Raw genomic sequence first — 19,988 nt, forward strand, 5'->3', positions numbered from 1 at the left:
TCGGGAAGTGACGATAATGTCACCCCCTGGTTGCAGCTTCTCTGATACCTTTGCCGCGCATGAATTCAGAACAGATGAGAGAAAATTTCGATCGTATCCGTGAGGATTATATCGATCAGTTCGATGAAGAACTCGAAATGGAATTCGGCGAATACGACGAAGAAAATCGCCCTCACGGTGATGGACAGGATAACAGTGCGGAATTTCGGAAAGCTTATTTCAAGGAGTTGTATAGGTTACAGGTGGAGCTGGTGAAGCTTCAGGACTGGGTTGTGGAAAGCGGCCACAAGCTCGTCGTCATCTTTGAAGGGCGGGATTCCGCGGGAAAAGGCGGGGTGATCAAGCGCATCACCCAGCGTCTCAATCCACGGATCTGCCGTGTGGCCGCGCTCCCGGCTCCAAACAGCAGAGAACGGACCCAGTGGTATTTCCAGCGCTATGTGGAGCATCTGCCTGCCGCCGGGGAAATCGTCCTCTTTGATCGAAGCTGGTATAATAGGGCCGGAGTGGAACGAGTGATGAACTTTTGCTCGGAAGAGGAATATCAGGAGTTCTTCCGCTCGGTCCCGGAGTTTGAGAAAATGCTTATCCGCTCAGGGATTCAGATCATAAAATACTGGTTTTCGATCAGCGATGAGGAACAGGCATTTCGCTTCGAGTGCCGCAACCATGATCCGCTCAAACAGTGGAAATTAAGCCCGATGGATCTGGAGTCCCGCAAGCGCTGGGAAGATTACACCAAGGCAAAGGAGGTCATGTTCAAACACACCCACATAAGCCAGGCTCCGTGGCATGTTGTCCCTGCGGATGATAAGAAAAAAGCCCGTTTGAACTGTATTTCTCACTTTCTTGAGCAAGTGCCATATCAATTTGTCGGACGAAAAATCGTGGAACTCCCGGAGCGGATTCACCACGAGGATTACAAACGCGAGCCCGTGCCGGAAGAAATTGTCATCCCACAACGTTTCTGACACCGGGCAATCGTTAGAAATCGAGATAAATTTCTGTCCTGCGGTTCGCACGTCTGCCTTCCGGATCATCTTCTCCGGATTCTGTGACATTCGGGCGCCGCGGCTGGCTGGCGCCCTTCGCAACCGTGATGATCTGTTCTTCGGCAACACCCGCATTAGCGAGGAAATCCCTCACCACCCGGGCCCGGCTGGCGGAAAGCTGATTATTGTAATTGTCGGTCCCCAAGGCATCGGTATGGCCGCTGAGCGTGATCTTTTTTGCCGCATCGCTCTTCAGCATAGAGGCTACGATCTCAAGCTGGCGACGGGTTCTGGGGCTCATGGAATCTTCATCAAAATCAAAATACAAAGCGAGAGTTTCACCCCCGGATGGATTTTCCACCAAAGGCGAGTAATAGACATCCCCGCCGGCAACCCTGCTAGAGTATTCCGCAAGCAACTCATCGAGATTGATCTCTGAGACGATCCAATTGGACTTACCTTCCGGCTGACGCAAATTCAGGGAAAATTGGGCGCTCTGGGTGCCATCCTTCGTTTCAACATTTGCGATGTATCCCACGGTATCTCTGCGGCTGAACATTGCACGAAGCGGCTTGGACGAGCGCATCTTGTATTCACCTTCCTCAAACAAAATGCACAAAGCTGCAATCTTTGTCTCGGACACCGAGTTCAGATCCACGAAGCTGAGGGCGAATTCAAAGTCCTGCTGCAAAACGGCCTGTAAAAAAGCATCGGAAACGCCCAGGGAATCCGCAAATGGAGCTTTCGGAATTTCCTGATCCGTAGCGGGCGGAAGCGTCATTTTATCCACCATCCATTTTCCGCCTTCCCGGCGTAGATCAAAGAAAATGCGGTCACGGCCAGATTCTCTGTCTTCGAGCTGGATCGACCAGCGTGCCAGACGATTAAGCTCCAGCTCACCCACCTCCCTCACCGCTCCGGGCTGAAGTAACTTCAACGGGCCTTCTTTCGAGAGCTCAATCAATCTTGCCAGGCTTTCCTCATCCAAAGCTCCCTTTCCAATGAGTTTCGAAGCGATGGACATGTCTCCTTCTTCAAGAGCTTTTCCGATGCGGTTGAGAAGATCCGAGGGATCTGCGGATGCATACCCGATATCGAGATTTTTCAGGATTTCCTCCGAGGTCTCGGGAACCATCGGTTCATCTGTCCCTTCAATGATTTTTGGCTCGGCAGCGGCGGCGCTTTCCTGGAGCTCCTTTTGAGGAACCTGCGGGGCTGCCTTTTTCGCACCCGGTTTGAAAATCAGCAACGCAATCGCCACGGCGGACAGAACCGCTGCCAGACCGAGGAAGAAATAGGGAACTTTATTGGAATTCATCGGATGAAAAATTAGATTTGAGAGTCATGTGGTTATTTTCCCAATGCCGGAAGGTGCATGCGGAGCGGCTTTCCGTCACGGATCAAATGGAGGCTGGTTGCCTGGACAGCGGCCGATGCGGCAAGGTGGAGATAAAACTCGTTCGCGGTGGATATTTGAGAATTATTCAATGCAATGATCAGATCTCCGGGAAGCAGGTATTCACTTGCTTTCCCCGTCTCCGAAAGCGCGGTGACAACCACCCCCCGGAAGCCACGCAATTGCTCTTTTGCGGAAAGATCACGAACATTGATGCCCATCGCACGGAGCACCGCCAAATTGTCCTGGATCTCCTTGTCCTTACTGATCTCCGGGACCTGTCCGGTAGACTGGGGAGTGCCCGTGCTCTCGGAAATGGTGGCTTCCAGCTCCACCACTTTTCCCTCTCTCCACACGTGAAGTTTCATTTTTGTCCCAATTTTGGTTCTCTGGACCAATGAAATCAGCTGCCGGGTATCGGTGATCGTAGTCCCACCAAAGGACTCCACCACATCTCTCGGCTTCAAGCCTGCCTTCTCCGCAGGTGAATTCGGGGTAATACCGACAACCGCAGAGCCGGCGGACTTCGTGTAACCCAGATCAGCCCGCGCCATTTCATCCAGATCCCGCATCTGCACGCCGAGGAAACCACGGATTGGACGGCCGCGCTTGATGATTTGTTCCAAGGCCTCTTTCACCTCATTGGACGGGATTGAAAATCCAACTCCCTGGAAGCTGGGATTCTCTTTATCCACACTGAAGATCGCCGCATTAATGCCGATGATTTCTCCGGTCAAATTCACCAAAGGCCCGCCGGAATTCCCCGGATTGATCGCTGCATCCGTCTGGAAAAGATCCCGCTGGTTGTCTGAGAGCGATCTCTCCTTCGCGGAGATAATTCCCTGAGTGACCGTTTCACCCAACCCGAAAGGATTACCCACCGCAAAAACGAGCTGTCCGACCTCCGCTTTGGAAGAATCACCCAGCTTCAAAGGGACAAAAGTCTCGTCGGAATCTATTTTTACCACCGCGATATCCAGCAGGGAATCCTCTCCCACCATAGTCGCATTGTAGGTCTTGCCTCCGTGCAGGGTGATACGGATCTGCTGTTGCCCGGCGATCACATGGTGGTTTGTGATCACATGGCCCTCCCTGCTTACAATCACTCCGGAGCCCTGTCCTTGCGTCGGGTAACTGCGGATGCGTGATCTACCCCAAAAATCCATTAAGCGCTCCGTGCGCACCCCTGCCGTGTCAATGCTGACCACCGAGGGGACCACCGCTCTGGTCAAGCGAGCATATTCTTCGTTGAGTCTGGAGATAATCTCCACGTCGCTCAGATTCAGCGCAGGCTTATCGGAAGGAGTAAAAGCTTCCGGCCGGACAACTTCCGCCCGACGCAGAAAGCTGGGAATGAGCATGCTGAAATCCCCACCGGTGCGCCAGGTTTTGAGAGCCGTCACCAACAGGAAAAAACTGACGAAAACAATGAGTAGTGCAAAAAAACGTTTGAGAGCGGAAACCATAAGGGATGGAACTGGCGAAAAGATGGCAGAGCCAAGGCGAGAAACCAAGTGCCAATGGATCGCGGGATCAGCAGGCTGTTCGCAATCCGAAGAGCTCTCTCTTTATGAATATGCTATTTTTTGACCTCGTAAGATCATCATCTTAATCGTGTGGATAACTCCCGAAATGGGCTGTTCCGCACTGCAAACAATTGAGTTCCACGGGAATGATAACTTGGGAAGTTCTCTCGGCCATAGCGGAACAAGTGAACTTTTCCAAATTGGCCAGATGAGTTGCGCTCACTTTATCACAAGTTTTTGGTGCTTTATTCACGACTTGTTAACAGGCCTAATAACGGCATTGAAACGGGTAATTATTACAGGAGGAACCGGCGGATTGGGCTCCGCAATCGCGAAGTGCTTTAAAAGCGAAAACTGGGAAGTCATTGCTTTGGGCAGACAGGATCTAGATTTGTTGGATGAGACGGCGCTAGCAGCATATTTTGAAAAAAATCCATGCGATCTATTGATTTGTGCGGCAGGAATCATCCGCGATGAACCTATCAAGCGTATGACCGAAGATCACTGGGACAAAGTATTTTCTGTAAACTTCCGCGCTGCTACGAACTGCGCCATCGCCGCACTGCCGGGAATGGTGAAACGGGGGATCGGGCACATCATTTTCATTTCGAGCTACGCAGCAGAAAGGCCGACCGTTGGTCAGGCGGCATACGCGACCGCCAAGGCTTCGTTAACCGGCCTGACCAAAGATTTGGCGGAATGCTACGGCAGCAAGGGGATCAGAGTGAACGCGATATCGCCAGGCTTTCTCGAAACTCCCATGACCGATGCTGTTTTACCCCGGCGGAAAGAGATTGTGAGGGATCTTCATTTCCTGGGCCAATTCAATACGGCCGAAATCGCCGCCAAGTTTATCGGATTTCTACACGAGCACCTACCGTTTACCTCCGGGCAAGTCTTTCATCTGGATAGCCGTCCTTAAAAATTGAAAAAACCTTCCTGAATTTCTTGACTCATGAGGACGGAAATGCTTTTTTGCCCGCCCGCACTACGCGGCTAACGCACTCATAGCTCAATTGGATAGAGCGTCTGACTACGAATCAGAAGGTTAGGGGTTCAAGTCCCTTTGAGTGTATTTTCCTTTTTGCCTCACAATCTTTCTTCAAAGGTTGTGAGGCTTTTTTGGTCGGAATCGGCCTTTTTAAGGAAAATAGTCGAGCTTACTAATTTTCGTATACCGCATACGCCGATTTTCTATTTGGAAGCTTAATCAGAGGATTGGCGCTAATTTATACGTGTTTTATGAGTTCGGAGACGATCTTATCCAATTAGTTAAGATAGATAGAATATCAGATATACTGTCAAACAAGTTTGCTTTTTCAGAATGTTCTGCTATTGGTCGGATGCTTTAGAAAACTTAATGAATTTATGAAAAATCCTTCAAGATATCTTTCTTTGCTAGGCGTAACCTTAGCACTTTCCTCTCCGTTGCATGCACAGACAGCCGCCAAACCAGCTGAAGCGCCTGCGACCCAGAATGCGGCCACCCAGCTGGATGCAAGCTTTGAAGCAATTGCGACAACAATTCGGAATGCCCGCGCACAAGCTAGTGAAGCAGTAAAACAACGTAATCAAGCGCTGGCGGAGCTGGAAGCTGCTCGCAAAAGTCAAGAGGCCACTGCCAGAGAACTAGCGGCATCTCGTAAAGCACAGGTAGCAACGGCTCGTGAACTTGCCGATACGAAAAAGCTATTGGCGGAGTCCCAAGCCGCTCAGCAGAAAGCACAAAAGGAAGCTGAAATTCTTGCGACTCATCTGAAAACCGGCGACGAGGCTCGGCAAAAGCTGATAGCTCTGAAGACCCAAATGGAAGAATCGCTCAAAAGCTTCGATCAGATTCAGAAGAATTTGGTTAGCGTGAATGCGGAATTCCAGAAACCGACCGCAGTTAAGACACTTCAGGACGAGATTGCCGAGCTGAAACAAAGTGATGCGGATCTCCGGAAGCAGCGTGAGCTCCGGGATAGCAAGCTTGCTCAGGAAAAAGCTCAAGCCACGGAGGCTCTCAAGACAGCAGCCCAGAAGGAACGGGATCTCCAACAGCAGCTGGCAGAAGAAAAAGAAGCGCGCAAAAAGGTGGCAATGAAGGTTTCGGAAATTGAGAAGACCAAAGCTGAAGCTCTTGCAAACCTGGAAACTACCAAGGAGCAGCTCAAAAAAGCCCGTGAGAATATGGCTGCAAACGAGAGAAAAGTCGAGCAAGCCAACAAGGACAAAAATGCGGTAGCGGCCGAGCTCGAGAAGGCGAGAAAGCACACAGCATCTCTGGAGAAGGAATATTCCGAACTGAAATCCCAAGCACAACAGGCCGATAACCGCCTCAATCAAGCGAAGAAACAAACGAGCAAGATGGAGAACGAAATCAAAGAGCGCGATAGCCGTATCCAGGATTTGGAAACTCGCATGAAAGAAGTCTCCAAGAATACAGAGCAGCCATCCCAAGCGAAAGTTGATTCCTGATCAAACTTTTCCTGCATTGCTCTCGGAAGTTTTCCCAGGTCACAGCACCATTCAAAGAACCGCTGATGCTTCGGTATCAGCGGTTTTTCAATTTTACTGATCTACCGCTCAGGCTGTTATCAGTCCTTTTTCGTAGCGAGCAGCATCTCAATCTCCTTTGGAGTGAGAACCGCGTAACGGCTAGGCTCAAGATCGCCGAGCCAAAGGTTTCCGATGCGGACTCTCAAGAGTTTGGTAACCTGATATCCTAGCGAATCAAACATGACACGGATCTGACGTTTGGCTCCATGATCAAGGACGACCTTGATACGGCGGGCGGAGATGCGCTCAATGTGTTTGGCCTTCAATTTTCCTTCATCCGTATAAACACCGGCAAGGAACTGATCCAGATGGGAGTTTTCGAAAGCTTGGTTGGAAGTCACCAGATATTCTTTCTCCACCGATTTCGACGGATGCATCAATCTTTGGGAAAGATCGCCATCATTGGTGAGGATCAGCATTCCTTCGGAATCCGTATCCAGGCGACCTACGTGGTGCAGTGATTGCAGCGCCGGAGGGAGAAGATCATAGATCGTTTTCCTTCCAAGCTCATCACTCCGTGTGCAGACGAAACCACGTGGCTTGTGGAAAATGATGACGACTTCTTCCTTCGGAATAACGCGCTTCCCATCAACGCGAACGTGATCTGAAGGAGTTACTCGTGTGGCGAGTTTTACGCAGGGTGCGCCATTAACTTCCACACGCCCGGAGGCAATAAGCTCATCACATGCACGCCGGGAACCGACTGCACAGGATGCCAAATATTTATTGAGACGAACTCCCTCTGACATGATCTTACGTGGCTACCACGTTGGAATACGCGGAGAAATTGGGAGCAAGCAGAAACAGAAGGATTAACCTTCGTGCTTGGTCTTAGGCAGGCCAATTGGAGAATTGCCTTTTTTCCATTCGCCACGCTCCTTGAGAAGTTTGACGCGCTCAAAGCGTTTGAGGACGGAGCGTTTGCCGCCGACGGTGGCGTTTGACTTGAGTGAGTTGTGCTTGGACATCTTTTGAGCGGGGTTGGACGGTTGGGGCGCGGAAACTAATGGGAGCGTGGTCGGGTGGCAATGCGAAAATGGGAAATTTTTAGAAAAATTTGGAGAAGCTTGCCCGGATTTAGTGGATTCGGGACTTCGGAAGGTTTCAAAGCGCCCCGGGTGCGGACATTTTGGGGCCTTCAAGGAGCATTATAAGCTAAGCTTTGCTTTCAGATTTGGTTAAAGTGAAATGCGCTTTCTGGGGAAGCTTTGTATCGAGGGCGGTTTTCCCGAGGATGAGAAGGATTAGAAGATAGACGGGACCTCCGAGCGCTGTGATCACAAATGCTCCGAAGAGAATGGCGATATGGAGCACGACGATCCTGCCATAGGGTGCGATCATGAGCTCTGGAGCGGAGGTTTTCCGATACTCGCCTTTTCCGATAAAATTATGGAAATACGCGATCAAATGGCTGAGCACGATGCCCAGCACGAACCATTTTCCACCTGTATCGAAGATCTCTTCCACCATTCTGCTGGTCCCATTGAAAAGACCCCCGGAGCCAAAGCCATTGTTTTTTTCCCCGAGAAGGGAGAATACAAAGAGGCCATGCACGAAGCAAAACATGCCGTAGTGGAAGGTGAAAAATGGAATGAGAAAGAGCTTTATCCCATGGTGGACCTTGGAGACTGCCGCAGGATTACGCAGATATTCCGGCATGTTGTCGGGAACGGTCTTGAAGGCTTTGTCCTCGGCATCGATCGGACTTGCAACGAGCATTTTCAGGATATTTATACCACCTAGAACCACATTCTCGAACCAATATAAGGAAACGATCTCGAAGATATTCCAGCCCCAGAATAAAACTCCGACGATTGGCAGGAGATTGACCAGAACTAAAAAAATCGTTGAGAAACTGTCTGAGACCGAGTCGTTTTTTTCCACTGCGGGATGTAGCCAAGAATTTCCTCAATTTGCAATACTTTGGGGTAATGCCTAGGGGCTAAGGGAGCCCTGAAGAACGTCTGAGAATCCATTCACCTGAAAGTAATATGGCAAATGTGATAAAGAGCCAGAGATTGTCCCAAAGCTTAATCTCCCTTATTTCAGTATCCCGCGAGTTTTTATTGATGAACAGGCTGGCGAGGCTGGAAATTTGCTCCGGGCGGACGACCTTGCCTCCGGAAAGATCGGCCACTGCGTGCATAAGCGGGAGATTCAGCTCGGTTTCTGCGAGTTCCACAGGGCCTCGTGAGGAAATGACGCGGAAGCCTACGCTAACATCAGATGCGTCGCTTGGTAGTTTACCCAAATCCGGTCCGGCTAGCCGGATGTGATAATGACCGGTGTTTTCGAATTGGCGGAGCTCTGCCTCATAGAGTCCGTTGGAATTTTCCACGTATTTCAGGGGAACGCTGTCGATGATTTGATCCTGATCATCCCGGATCTCTGCTTTCATTGCTGCATTATGGATCGGGCTCAAATCAGCATTCCTGAGTCTTGCCATCACAATCGGCTTATCGCTACGGGTATAGCTGAGACGGTCTGTTCCGAGCCTCAACGAATCATTTCCCGCGCGCAAGATCGGCCCGGAGCCCCATTTGATGAGGTTACCCCAGAAGCGGTGGTGAAAAACATCGCCAGCTCCTTCACGGAGACGCCAAGTGCGATCCGTCAGGAGTAGTGCCACTTTGCCACTCCCTGTCTGGCGGGTGACGAGGAGTGCGTTCTTTGTCTCGCGTTCCTTTTTTTCCGCGAGGGCAAGCAATGCTTCTTCCAGATCTCCGGGATTGGTGGCGGGTCCCAATTCATCAGGCGGGATGGCGGTAAGTAACACCTCCGCCCCTTCCCTGATGTCGGTGAGCGGATGGCGCCACTTGATCTGTGGGAAACCTTTCCAGACATCTTCCACGGAAGAGGAAATTCCAGATTCTTGCTGGGTAATCGGGTGATTCCGACCTGCGGAGGTAACTGCGAATTTGAAAGGTGTGGTGTTGTTCTGGAAGTAGGTGCGTTTCCCCCATTCCATTTCCACCGGGCTCAAGGACCTTGCGGAGCCTTCTGCAAGATCGTGGGGCATGAAGCGTTGCCCGGATACAAGAATCAGTGCCGCCGCCCGGTCCTTCACACATCTCGAAATGATATCCCAATCACTTGGTCTGAGGGCGTCCGAACCGACATCTCCAATGATGATCACGTCGAATTTTTTCCACTCTTCTTCGTTGGCTGGGAGACGGCTTGCCATTGCGTCGCCGAAAGGCCTGTCCGCTGAAGCCGGGATTGCTGGAGTGATCTGATCGGCGATCTTATCTGGATTTAGCAGCAAATACTGAAGATGTATGGATTTGTCCCTGCCGTAGAAAAGATTCCGAAGGTATCGGAACTCCCATCGTGGATAGCTATCGATGAGCAAGACGTGGGTGCGGGCATCTGTGATGGACGTTTCAAAATTCCAGATATTGTTTTCCGGAAAACGCTCATTCTCCAAGCCTGTGATTTCCACCCGGTAATTATTGATTCCACCTTCCTCAGGAATTTGCGCGAACCGGATTTCCTCCCGGTGGTTATCCTGCGGGATTTCGATGAGTTTGCTTTCCAAAAGCTTTTCCCCCTGGAACAGGCCGACGGTGGCCTTCTGACCCGCATATCCGTGGAATAATGTTTGAACGCTCAACCGCATCCGGTCTCCCAGATGGATCGCATCCGGAGAGCTAACAGAGAGAATGGCGGCATCTTTCGGCGGCGTATCGGAGCCCAGTGCCACGATGCCGATTGGCGCTTCGATGATCCCAAAGCGTCTGGCATAGTCCTCGACTCTTCCCGGGCCATTGTGTCTGCCATCGGTGAGCATCACCACGCCGGCAAGTTCCTGGGAGGGAATCTGGTCTAGGACCGCATCAAGGGCCGCTGCCAGGTCTGTGGAAGCTTCGGGGCTTTCTCCCTCACTGGAGGAGGCGGCGCGGTCATTCGGCGAGCGTCCGGTGTATAGCGTGCGGACCGAAAGTTTCTGCCTGAGGATCTGCTCGAGCCTGGAGCTTCGCAAAGCCCGCGCACCGATTTCATACCGGCTCTGCTCCTGCCCTTCGTCGATCAGGCCCATTGAGGCGGAATCGTCGATGAGAATTACCACCTCCTGTTCGATCTCGTGTGGCACTTCCCGCACGAGGGTCGGATCTATCAAAATAAAAGCCAGGAGGGAACACGCGGCAATTCTCAGGGTAAGGAGAACCCTCGCACGCTCCACGGGAATCGCCCGTGATTCATACCGATAGAGACGCACAATGGCCTCGATAAGCAGCGAAGCTATGATGGCCATCGCCCAGAAGGGAATGAATCGGGAAATTCCAAGAAACCGGGAGAGCAGATTCAGGAAACCGAAAACCGCGAGGCCGAGCACCAATGGGCGTAATAGGAGTTTCAACGGAATCCTCCTTTCCCACGGCTATTTTGGTCGAATTCCACCCGCACGTTGTCAGACAGGCCTCGCGCTCCGGATACCCACCGTGCAAGAATACTTTCCAGGAAAAAGAAGCCTAGTGTGGCAGTAGCTAAAAGCTTCCAGAGCTCCCTGCCAAACCCTTTTCCTTCCATTACGGCAAGGATGTCCTCCACCGAGCCAGGCTGTACAAGATCGATATTTTTCCGTATCATCTCCAGATCGTTCTCGGACATAGGAGAAAACGTTGACTCCCTCGCATTACGATTCACCACCACCGGCATTCGCCCGCCCGGTAGTTCGGGGAAATGCCTTCTTAGGAAATCATTCTGGTAAATGGAATATACGCCGGGAATTGCCGAGCCATCGATGACAAGCTGGCGGCCATGCTGTCCCTGTCTCAGACGGGCGACTTTCTGGGCTCCACGAGGATCGGTTACAGCCAGCGGCTCGCTGGAATTGGCTATGATGCCGGGGATGAAGGCGATGGATGGTATAATCTCCTTTAGGTTCTGTGGAGTAGTCCAATATAAGCGGATATCGGCCTCTCCGGCGCCGTCTGTGTAAAGCGCCTGAAAATCAAGCGGCTTTCCGGATTCCAGATGGATGGTGCCGAGATCATGCTCTCCATTGCTAGTGCGCATTTCCTCGTAGCCGCCGATCCGGACGGAGATGGAGCCGTTTACTTTTGTGGAAATCAAATAGTCCCCGGTTTCGTGTGCGACGATCTTGCCTGTCCAGCGGATGGAAAACCGATCCTGCGAAATGTTTTCCAAAGGGGGCACACCTTTCCAGTTGAAATTGATCACAGGATCTATCCTAACGGCAGACTTATCGTTCTCCGAAATACGCCTGCCACTGAAATATTCCGCAGAAAGACCGCTGCGTGAGCGGGTAAGGGATATCACCGGCTGCCAGGTCGAATCGACATTGAGCTCCGGGCCACGGCCGGCAGCCCACATTGTCAGCTCGTGGATCAGTGGGACGAAGGCATTCTTCGCGGCAAGGCCTCCCGAGCGGGCATCAAGACCACTGGTGATCAACAAGCTACGGCCGTTCCCGTATTTTTTGGCGGCAAGAAAGGTATCCCCGTTGGTAAATGCGGCGGCTTGCGTCTCGCTTCCGGGATACGGAGTGACAGACCGCCACCGCATGATTTGTGCGTTGGCGAGGTCGCTGTCTGGGGTGAAAAGCTTTAAAGACTCATGATTGAAAGTCGCAAGAGCTGGCCGGGTTCCATTTTCTTCGACGATCTCCTCACCCAGCTTCATGGGCATTAGCTTTCCCTCGGTCCCTTCCCAGGAATTATAAAACGAGGCATTGATGCTTGGGCCCGCTATGGTGACCAAGCCAGTGCCCTGCAAGACCTGAAATGCAAACTCCCGCGATAACCATTGAGGGATGGACTCCACATCGGCCAGTATGATGACATCCACCCCGTCGAAATCTTCTTTGACCAGGTGTTTGAGGGAAATAACTTCAGGATCCATCAGGGATTGCTGCCGTGACCCAAGTGATGGATCGGGAGCGAGCGCGAGTGCCAGATACCCCGCCGCGCGATCGAAGTAGGCTGCGTCCGGCCGACCTTCGATGATCAGCACACGAATCTTCGATTTGACATTCACTACATGATTTAGGGTGTCGTCATCCGCAAGGTCATCCTTTGCATCCACACGCAACTGGACAAGCTGGGGACCGGATTGCTGGAATAGGTGCCTGAATTCCAGAGTTTCCTTCTGCCCGGCTGTCAGTAGGCCAACGCTGACCTCCCCCACCCTCTCGCCGTTGATTTCCACGGTCACGGGCCCGGGAGTAAGTGCTTCGGATCCTGTGTTCTCGATGCTGGCACGAATCAGAACTTCCCTGTCGGTGCCGACTACTCCTCTCGAGAGCTCCAGATTGTTCAATGCCACGTTTTTGAACTTTTCCGGTGCATCGAATACCCGGAGAAGCAGCTTCGGAGCATTTGGCATGGAGTCCCAAGTCTTTCTGAGATTATTCCACGAACCTGGGTTATCGAATCTCCAACCGGTTCTCTGGGCGTCTGTAAAAACGATAATCTCTTTGTTGGCATTGGTGCCCCGATGCAATGCCAGGGTCGCCATTCCCAAAGCGTCTTGAGCGTGGAACGATCCCCCGCCTACAGGTTGCAGCGCATCCAGAACGCCCAGAACATCCGTCCGATGGGTGAGCGGCGAGGCTGTGATGGCTTCCGGTGCCGAGCCGCTGAGAACTACGGTAAACGCAGTTCCGCGCGGTGAATCCAGCACCACCTGCTTTGCTTCTGCAATAGCTCTTTGGAAAACGGTGGAACCATTGCGACTTACTTTCATTGAGGAGGATGCATCGATCACCAGTGCCACATCCCGGTGTCCACTTGCCTCAAATCGCTTCAGATTGAATTTTTTTTCGAAAATCACTAATGCGATTGTTACTACTATAATTACAGTAGAGATGCTTCTGATGATCCAGCGGATCTTCCTGCGAGCTATCACAAAAGAGCTACCAAAGGCTGCAACGGCAGCTAAAGCCGCAGGGAGAACGATCATCCATGGAACCGCTGAATCCGGCGTGATAAGAGGTCTTGCAAGAGTTAGGACGATTAGAGTGATCAAAAGACAGCGGCTGGCCATCAACAACAGATCCTCCCATTCCATTTTTTTCCGCCGCACGGAAATGGTATCGATAAGGAAACGCATTGCTCCCCAGGGCACGGGCTTTGCCACCTGCTGACGGACAAGATGAATCAGGATGGGGATCAAAATACCGGCAAGACCGAGAAGAAGCCATGGATTGAGAAAAAGCATTATAAGATACTAAGTATATAGTATTTCATTTTCGGTTTGCGAGATAGCTGAGAAGCGAGGTTTCCAGCGGGGTGCTGGTATTGACGGACACATAGTCAGCCCGCATGCGTCCACAGGCAGCGTCGATCTGTGCAATAAAGGTCCGGAGTTTTTCCAGATAAGCATTCCGAACAGCCTGGGGATCGATCTTGAGCAATGGTTCAATTCCCTCCAGATCCTGGAAACGCTGGAAGCTTTTGAAAGGGAACGTCAGCTCTTCCTCTGCCAGAAGATGAATCACGACGAGTTCATGATTGCGGAAATCGAAATGATGAAGCGCTTCGACGATGTTCTTGGGATCATCAAAAAAATCACTTATCAGGATGACCAAACCCCGGCCCGGAATTCGTTCTGCGACCGAGTGCAGCACAGAGGATAGCTCGCTTTCTTCACCAGGCGCGGCATTATAGAGCTCTTCCAAAATGCGCTGAATTTGGCTTGGGCGGCTAGCGCTTTGGATGAATGACCGGATGGTTTTATCAAACGTAATTAGCCCCGCTCCATCACCTTGTTTGATGAATAGATAAGCGATGGCCGCAGCCAAATGCTTTGCATAATTGAGTTTCGATAGAGGCTGGCCATTGATGGTGGCAGCATGATCTCCGGTAAAGTCCATAGAGCCCGAGACATCCACCGCAATCGTTGCCCGGAGGTTTGTTTCCTCCACATACTGGCGAATGATCTGGCGGTCACTTTTTCCCATCACCTTCCAATCCAGATTCTTGGGATCATCGCCGGGTGAATACTGCCGATGTTCTGCAAACTCCACAGAAGATCCTTTTTCCGGGGATCGATGCCGGCCGGTAAGACTTCCGCTTTTCCTTTTGCGCGCATACCACTCCAAGCGCTTTATGACCCCCATCGTTTCGACGGGCAGCAAACGCATGCATTCGGGCAGCTTCAAATCATCGGTCATCGAGTTATGGGAAGACTAAACTACAATCTCTGATTTCGGGGCAAGCATGTGAACAAGACGGCCGATCACATCATCGCTGGTGATACCCGCAGCTTCCGCCGTGAACGTCGTGATGACCCGATGTCGGAGCACCGGTTTCGCTACTGCAATAACATCGGCAGTGGTTGCGTGAAATCGTCCACGCAGAATTGCATGGGCTTTTGCGGCAGAAATCAAGGAAATGCCGGCCCTTGGTCCCGCACCCCAGCCCACCATTTCTTTCACAAAGTCAGGTGCTTCGGCACCTTTCGGCCTGGTTGCCCGCGCAAGATCCGCGGCAAAGTCAATCACGTGATCGCCCACAGGCACACGTTTCACGATCTCTTGAAGCTTCACGATCTCTTGAGCGTTAAGAAAAGCACTGACTTCAGTCTGGCTTGGACTTGTGACCCGTCGGATAATCTCCCGCTCGTCTTCCGATGTTGGGTAGTCCACGGTAATATTGAACAAAAATCTGTCCAATTGCGCCTCTGGTAGTGGGTAAGTTCCCTCCTGCTCGATCGGGTTCTGGGTAGCGAGCACGAAGAATGGATCAGGAAGATTCAAGGTATGTTCGCCCACTGTGACATGATGTTCCTGCATGGCTTCGAGCAGCGCAGCCTGCGTCTTGGGTGGGGTCCTATTGATCTCATCCGCTAGAACAAGATTCGCGAAGAGAGGTCCATGAACAAAACGAAAGCTCCTGTGACCAGTATCCGGATCGACTTCTAAGACGTCTGTTCCCGTGATATCGGATGGCATCAAATCGGGCGTAAACTGAACACGTTTGAAGCTGAGGTCCAAGGCTTTGGACAATGTCGATACAAGCAAGGTCTTCGCCAATCCAGGCACCCCTACCAGTAAGGCGTGGCCTCGGCAGAAAATTGCCATCAGAGTCTGCTCCACTACCTCCTCCTGGCCAACAATGACCCGGCCAATCTCTTCTTTCATTCGTGAGTAGACCTTCTGTAGGTGCTCTACAGCTTGTTGATCATCATTCGCCATAGAGGAAATATACACACCCAGGGCCGTTCTACTTACAGTCTTTTCGAGAAAAGACGGGATTCTCTTCGAATCTAGATCGCAGACTTCAAGTCTTGTTTCTCAAGCCAAATAATAAGGATGGCAAGGTCCGCGGGAGTGATTCCAGGGATCCTACCAGCTTGGCCAATTGTCTGTGGTCGGATCTCGGAAAATCTTACCTGCGCTTCTTTCTTAAGGGCAGTGATCGCGGAAAAATTGATATCGATTGGGATACGTTTTCCCTCCTGCCTGGCCATCCGGTCGATCTGCTGCTGCTGGCGCCCCAAATGGCCCTCATACTTAAAGTCTGTTTCAATTAGAGGCCATACATCCTGCGAGAACTCGCTGATGATTTCGGTGGGCAGTTGCTCCCATCGGTTGTCTGCTCTGCGCAACCACTGATCGAGTTTGATGCCCTCATAGTTTGTCTTGCGTATCCACGAATCCGCTTTTTTTAGCTCGGTAAGCTTTTTGGTTACCCGTTTAACTCTTTCGCCCTTTGCCAACCCTATGGCTTCCGCACGGGGTGTGAGGCGCAAGTCGGCATTATCCTGCCGTAGGAGCAAGCGATACTCCGCACGACTGGTGAACATGCGGTATGGCTCGGTGCAGCCTTTTGTGACCAAGTCATCGACCATTACGCCTAGATAGGCTTCTTCGCGGCCAAGAATGAAATCCGGCTTGCCTTGAACCTTCAGAGCGGCATTTGTTCCTGCTATTAAGCCCTGACCGGCAGCCTCCTCATACCCCGATGTGCCATTTATTTGCCCGGCAAAATATAATCCCTCGATCCGTTTCGTCTCTAAAGTGGGTTTTAATTGAGTTGGCGGACAGTAATCATACTCCACCGCATATCCAGGGCGGAGAATTTCGCAGCGCTCGAGTCCAGGTATGGTCCGCAGGAAAGCCAATTGAACTTCGTAGGGTAAAGATGTTGAAACTCCATTTACATAATATTCCAATGTGTGGCGGCCCTCGGGCTCCAGGAAGACTTGGTGCCTTGGTTTTTCTGAAAACCGGACCACTTTATCTTCGATCGATGGGCAATATCTGGGTCCAACGCCCTCAATGACTCCACAATACATCGGAGATTGGTCGAGGTTGTTAGCGATAATTTCGTGGGTTTGTGGATTTGTATAAGTGATCCAACAGGGCATTTGTTCCACGTGGAACGTTTTATCGGCCCAAGGATTAAGCGTGAAAAGGTCATTTTCCTCCTTTGAAATGTTGTCAGCCATAAAGCTGAATTTGGGGATTGGGTTGTCTCCAGCTTGGATTTCACATTTAGAAAAATCTACTGAACGGCCATTAAGGCGGCACGGTGTGCCTGTCTTAAAGCGTTCCACGTGGAACCCCAGATGTTTCAGGGAATCTGAAACTGTCGAGGTCGCATCCCCCATTCTCCCACCTTTTTCGTTTTTTAGTCCCACGTGCATCAGGCCGCGCATGAAGGTGCCTGCGCTTAGGATCACAGATTGACTCATGATTTCCATCCCTAGAGAGGTGCGGATACCAATAATACGATCCTCGTTGTCGACCATTAACTCGGCGACATTCCCCTGATGCAGTTCAATTCCTTCGGTTTTTTCCAACTCCATTTTCATTCGGAATTGGTAGGCCTTCTTATCGCATTGAGCCCGAGGAGCGCGCACCGATGGCCCTTTGGATGCATTCAACATGCGCCATTGGATCCCGGTTGCATCGGTATTTATGCCCATCGCACCACCGAGCGCATCGATTTCCCGCACCATGTGACCCTTTGCTAAGCCCCCGATCGCAGGATTGCAGGACATCTGCCCTATCGTGTCCAGGTTTTGGGTGAGGACTGCGACGCGGGCTCCGAGGCGAGCCGCAGCTAGAGCTGCCTCCACTCCGGCATGGCCAGCTCCGATGACGAGGATATCATATTCTGTAGGGTATCGAAACATTGGATAGAACGCGAGCCTACCACAAAGGGGCCGCGCTGCAATCTCTGACTCGGTAAAGAAAAAGGGATGTTCCACGTGGAACATCCCTCACTTGCTCGGTCTTTAGAGCGGCTTCTAGTCCGAGGCCAACTCCACGAGCACGGCCTTTTGAGCATGTAATCGATTCTCCGCCTGGGTGAAGATCACATCAGCCTGTTTCTCCAATAGTTCCTCGCTAATTTCTTTCCCTCTATATGCAGGAAGGCAATGAAGTATGATGTGCCCGGCGGAAGCATTTGCCAAGAGTTTGGAATTTAGCTGGTATCCCGAAAACTCCGCTTCCTTTTCCTTCTGGTCCTCTTGGCCCATTGAGAGCCAGACATCGGTATTAATCGCGTGAGCACCTGCGACCGCTTCCTTGGGATCGGTGCAGATTTTGACATTATCGGCACCGAGATCCCGGATAAAATCGGCAGGTGGCTTGCAGCTATCCGGAGAGGCTACGCAGAGCTCGAAGCCAAGAATCTTCGCGGCCCACATCCAAGAGCGTGTCATATTGGAAAAGCCGTCTCCAACAAAAGCGAATTTCTTTCCTTCCCAGCCGCCAATCTTTTCCTGGACCGTCAGCAAATCGGCCAGAATTTGGCAAGGGTGCTCGTCATCGGTAAGCGCATTAATAACAGGTAGTTTCGAATAGTCCGCGAAATCGACGACGTCCTGCTGTGCAAAAGTCCGGATCACCACTCCATGAACCATTCGTCCTAGCACACGGGCAGTGTCTTTGACCGGCTCTCCCCGTCCGAGTTGGATATCGTTCCCCGAAAGAAACATCGGAAAACCGCCAAGTTCCCGAATCCCGACTTCAAAGGAAACCCGGGTTCTCGTAGACGATTTGGTAAAAATCATCGCCCAGGTTTGGCCGCGCAGAGGTTGATCGGCATGGTTACCGCGTTCCTTTTTTAGTTCTGCAGCTTTGTTCACCAGGTGTGTGAGCTCGGACTTTGTAAGTTGTTCGATGGATAAAAGACTTTTCATAAATGAGTTTGGTAGGATTTTAATATTCCGAAAGTGTCGAATAGATGAGTGCAAGAGCCTCATCGATTTCAGAGCGTGTGACGTTGAGCGGGGGAAGCAAGCGAACAGTCTCTGGGCCTGCGGGAACCAATAGAAGTCCACGCTGGATTAGTTGTCTTACCACCTTCAACGCAGGGGTTTCACCGTCCTCAGTTTTAACAAGGTTAGCGTTGAGGCTGATCCCGAGTAACAAACCCTTCCCACGTATTTCCGTGATTACGGGTAGACCCCAGGATGTTATTGTTTCCCGGATATATTTCTCATGCTCCTTTGCTTGATAAGGAAGGTTCTGTTCGCGGATTTCGCGCAGTGTTTCCAGTGCAGCGGAGCAAACCAGTGGATTGCCTCCGTAGGTGGAGCCATGGGAGCCTGCGCCCATGAGGGATGAGAACTTGGTCTTGCCATCACTCGCGATGCGATCAGAAAGCCAGAATGCACCAATTGGAACTCCCCCACCCATCCCTTTCGCCCAGGAAATGGCGTCCGGATTGATTTCTGGCGAGATAGTTCTCCAAGCCATACTTTCGCCGCAGCGACCAAAGCCCGCCTGAACTTCATCGAACATCAGCAGAAGGTCGTGCTTCTCACAGAGTTGCGCCAATGCATCGAGAAATTCCTTGGTAGCTGTATTCACACCGCCTTCTCCTTGAATCGGTTCCAAGAGAAAAGCAACCGTTTCGGGAGAGATGGCACTCTCAAGTCCCTCGATGTCATTATATGGCAGATACCGAAAGCCAGGCAGCATGGGATCAAATCCTTGCTGGATTTTTTCTTGGCCGGTGGCAGCCATACTGCCGAGGGTTCTCCCATGAAAGGATTGTTTGAAGGTAATCACTTCAAAGCGGGGCTTTCCGTCTTGTTGTGGCCTCAAGTGGCCATATCGACGTGCTGATTTGATCAGACCATCGTTGGCTTCGGCACCTGAGTTGGAAAAAAATATTTTGCCCGGTAGCCCGATATGGTTCTCATTCATTTCTTGAGCCAGAAGTCCCTGAGGCTCAGTGAAATACAGATTAGAAACATGAGTTAGTTTGGCTGCTTGTGCCTGAATGGCTGAAACAACACGTGGATGACAGTGTCCAAGCGAGCACACTGCAATTCCCATACAGAAATCCAAATATTCGCGACCAGCATCATCTCGCACCCGCGCTCCCTGTCCTTCGACCAATGTGAGCGGGAAGCGTCCGTATGTCTGCATGACATGATCTTCAAATATTTGTGATATATTCATTAGAAACGTTATTTATGGAAAAAGGGGGAGGCTATCGGGAATCGGAAAAATAGCAAACCACTTTCCTGACCGGGTAGAACACCTGGAAGTCCGTGATCCGCATCACGTTTTTCGAACGATCATAGGCAGCCAGGCGAGAGGAA

General features: G+C 51.4%; 15 protein-coding genes and 1 tRNA gene. 4 read left to right on the forward strand and 12 right to left on the reverse strand.

The features are described from left to right. Window positions 1–59: 59 nt before the first annotated feature. Entirely contained in the window at window positions 60–971 is a 912-nt protein-coding gene (gene ppk2, locus ACFSSA_RS02315) for a polyphosphate kinase 2 (protein WP_386818157.1), read from the forward strand. Window positions 972–984: 13 nt separating this feature from the next. Here ppk2 and ACFSSA_RS02320 read toward each other — a convergent pair whose 3' ends face one another. Then, entirely contained in the window at window positions 985–2,310 is a 1,326-nt protein-coding gene (locus ACFSSA_RS02320; RefSeq protein WP_386818158.1) for an OmpA family protein, read from the reverse strand. 32 nt (window positions 2,311–2,342) lie between these two features. Beyond that, a complete protein-coding gene (locus ACFSSA_RS02325; RefSeq protein WP_386818159.1) occupies window positions 2,343–3,854 on the reverse strand; it encodes a trypsin-like peptidase domain-containing protein in 1,512 nt (503 codons plus the stop codon). A 340-nt stretch (window positions 3,855–4,194) separates the two neighbouring features. Here ACFSSA_RS02325 and ACFSSA_RS02330 point away from each other — a divergent pair, with 340 nt between their 5' ends. The 3 genes from ACFSSA_RS02330 (at window position 4,195) to ACFSSA_RS02340 (ending at window position 6,374) form a co-directional block, all read left to right on the forward strand. Next, the gene (locus tag ACFSSA_RS02330; protein WP_386818160.1) at window positions 4,195–4,836 is read left to right on the forward strand and encodes an SDR family NAD(P)-dependent oxidoreductase; all 642 of its coding nucleotides are present in this window, start codon (window positions 4,195–4,197) and stop codon (window positions 4,834–4,836) included. Window positions 4,837–4,915: 79 nt separating this feature from the next. After that, window positions 4,916–4,989: transfer RNA gene (locus ACFSSA_RS02335), tRNA-Arg, on the forward strand. 293 nt (window positions 4,990–5,282) lie between these two features. Further along, entirely contained in the window at window positions 5,283–6,374 is a 1,092-nt protein-coding gene (locus ACFSSA_RS02340) for a coiled-coil domain-containing protein (protein ID WP_386818161.1), read from the forward strand. Window positions 6,375–6,493: 119 nt separating this feature from the next. Here the strand turns inward: ACFSSA_RS02340 and ACFSSA_RS02345 are convergent, their stop codons facing one another. The 10 genes from ACFSSA_RS02345 to ACFSSA_RS02390 form a co-directional block, all read right to left on the reverse strand. Then, complete coding sequence (locus ACFSSA_RS02345) at window positions 6,494–7,204, reverse strand: pseudouridine synthase (RefSeq protein ID WP_386818162.1); 711 nt, start codon at window positions 7,202–7,204, stop codon at window positions 6,494–6,496. A 63-nt stretch (window positions 7,205–7,267) separates the two neighbouring features. After that, a complete protein-coding gene (locus ACFSSA_RS02350) occupies window positions 7,268–7,423 on the reverse strand; it encodes a small basic protein (protein ID WP_386818163.1) in 156 nt (51 codons plus the stop codon). 187 nt (window positions 7,424–7,610) lie between these two features. Next, entirely contained in the window at window positions 7,611–8,339 is a 729-nt protein-coding gene (locus tag ACFSSA_RS02355; protein ID WP_386818164.1) for a DUF6498-containing protein, read from the reverse strand. Between the two features lie 58 nt (window positions 8,340–8,397). After that, window positions 8,398–10,815 (reverse strand): hypothetical protein, encoded by a 2,418-nt coding sequence (locus ACFSSA_RS02360; RefSeq protein WP_386818165.1) that lies wholly within the window; start codon window positions 10,813–10,815, stop codon window positions 8,398–8,400. Continuing rightward, on the reverse strand, window positions 10,812–13,637 hold the full coding sequence (locus ACFSSA_RS02365) for a BatA domain-containing protein (protein WP_386818166.1): 2,826 nt from the start codon (window positions 13,635–13,637) through the stop codon (window positions 10,812–10,814). The genes ACFSSA_RS02360 and ACFSSA_RS02365 overlap by 4 nt, the downstream gene beginning before the upstream one ends. Before the next feature lie 25 nt (window positions 13,638–13,662). After that, a complete protein-coding gene (locus ACFSSA_RS02370) occupies window positions 13,663–14,592 on the reverse strand; it encodes a DUF58 domain-containing protein (protein ID WP_386818167.1) in 930 nt (309 codons plus the stop codon). 15 nt (window positions 14,593–14,607) lie between these two features. Continuing rightward, window positions 14,608–15,615 (reverse strand): AAA family ATPase, encoded by a 1,008-nt coding sequence (locus tag ACFSSA_RS02375; RefSeq protein ID WP_386818168.1) that lies wholly within the window; start codon window positions 15,613–15,615, stop codon window positions 14,608–14,610. Window positions 15,616–15,686: 71 nt separating this feature from the next. After that, on the reverse strand, window positions 15,687–17,561 hold the full coding sequence (mnmG, locus tag ACFSSA_RS02380) for a tRNA uridine-5-carboxymethylaminomethyl(34) synthesis enzyme MnmG (RefSeq protein ID WP_386818169.1): 1,875 nt from the start codon (window positions 17,559–17,561) through the stop codon (window positions 15,687–15,689). Between the two features lie 114 nt (window positions 17,562–17,675). Further along, entirely contained in the window at window positions 17,676–18,575 is a 900-nt protein-coding gene (gene argF, locus ACFSSA_RS02385) for an ornithine carbamoyltransferase (protein ID WP_386818170.1), read from the reverse strand. A gap of 19 nt (window positions 18,576–18,594) precedes the next feature. After that, on the reverse strand, window positions 18,595–19,845 hold the full coding sequence (locus tag ACFSSA_RS02390) for an aspartate aminotransferase family protein (RefSeq protein ID WP_386818171.1): 1,251 nt from the start codon (window positions 19,843–19,845) through the stop codon (window positions 18,595–18,597). Window positions 19,846–19,988: the final 143 nt, after the last annotated feature.

Origin of the sequence: Luteolibacter algae (assembly GCF_042683045.1) — a bacterium.
Taxonomy (GTDB): domain Bacteria; phylum Verrucomicrobiota; class Verrucomicrobiia; order Verrucomicrobiales; family Akkermansiaceae; genus Luteolibacter; species Luteolibacter algae.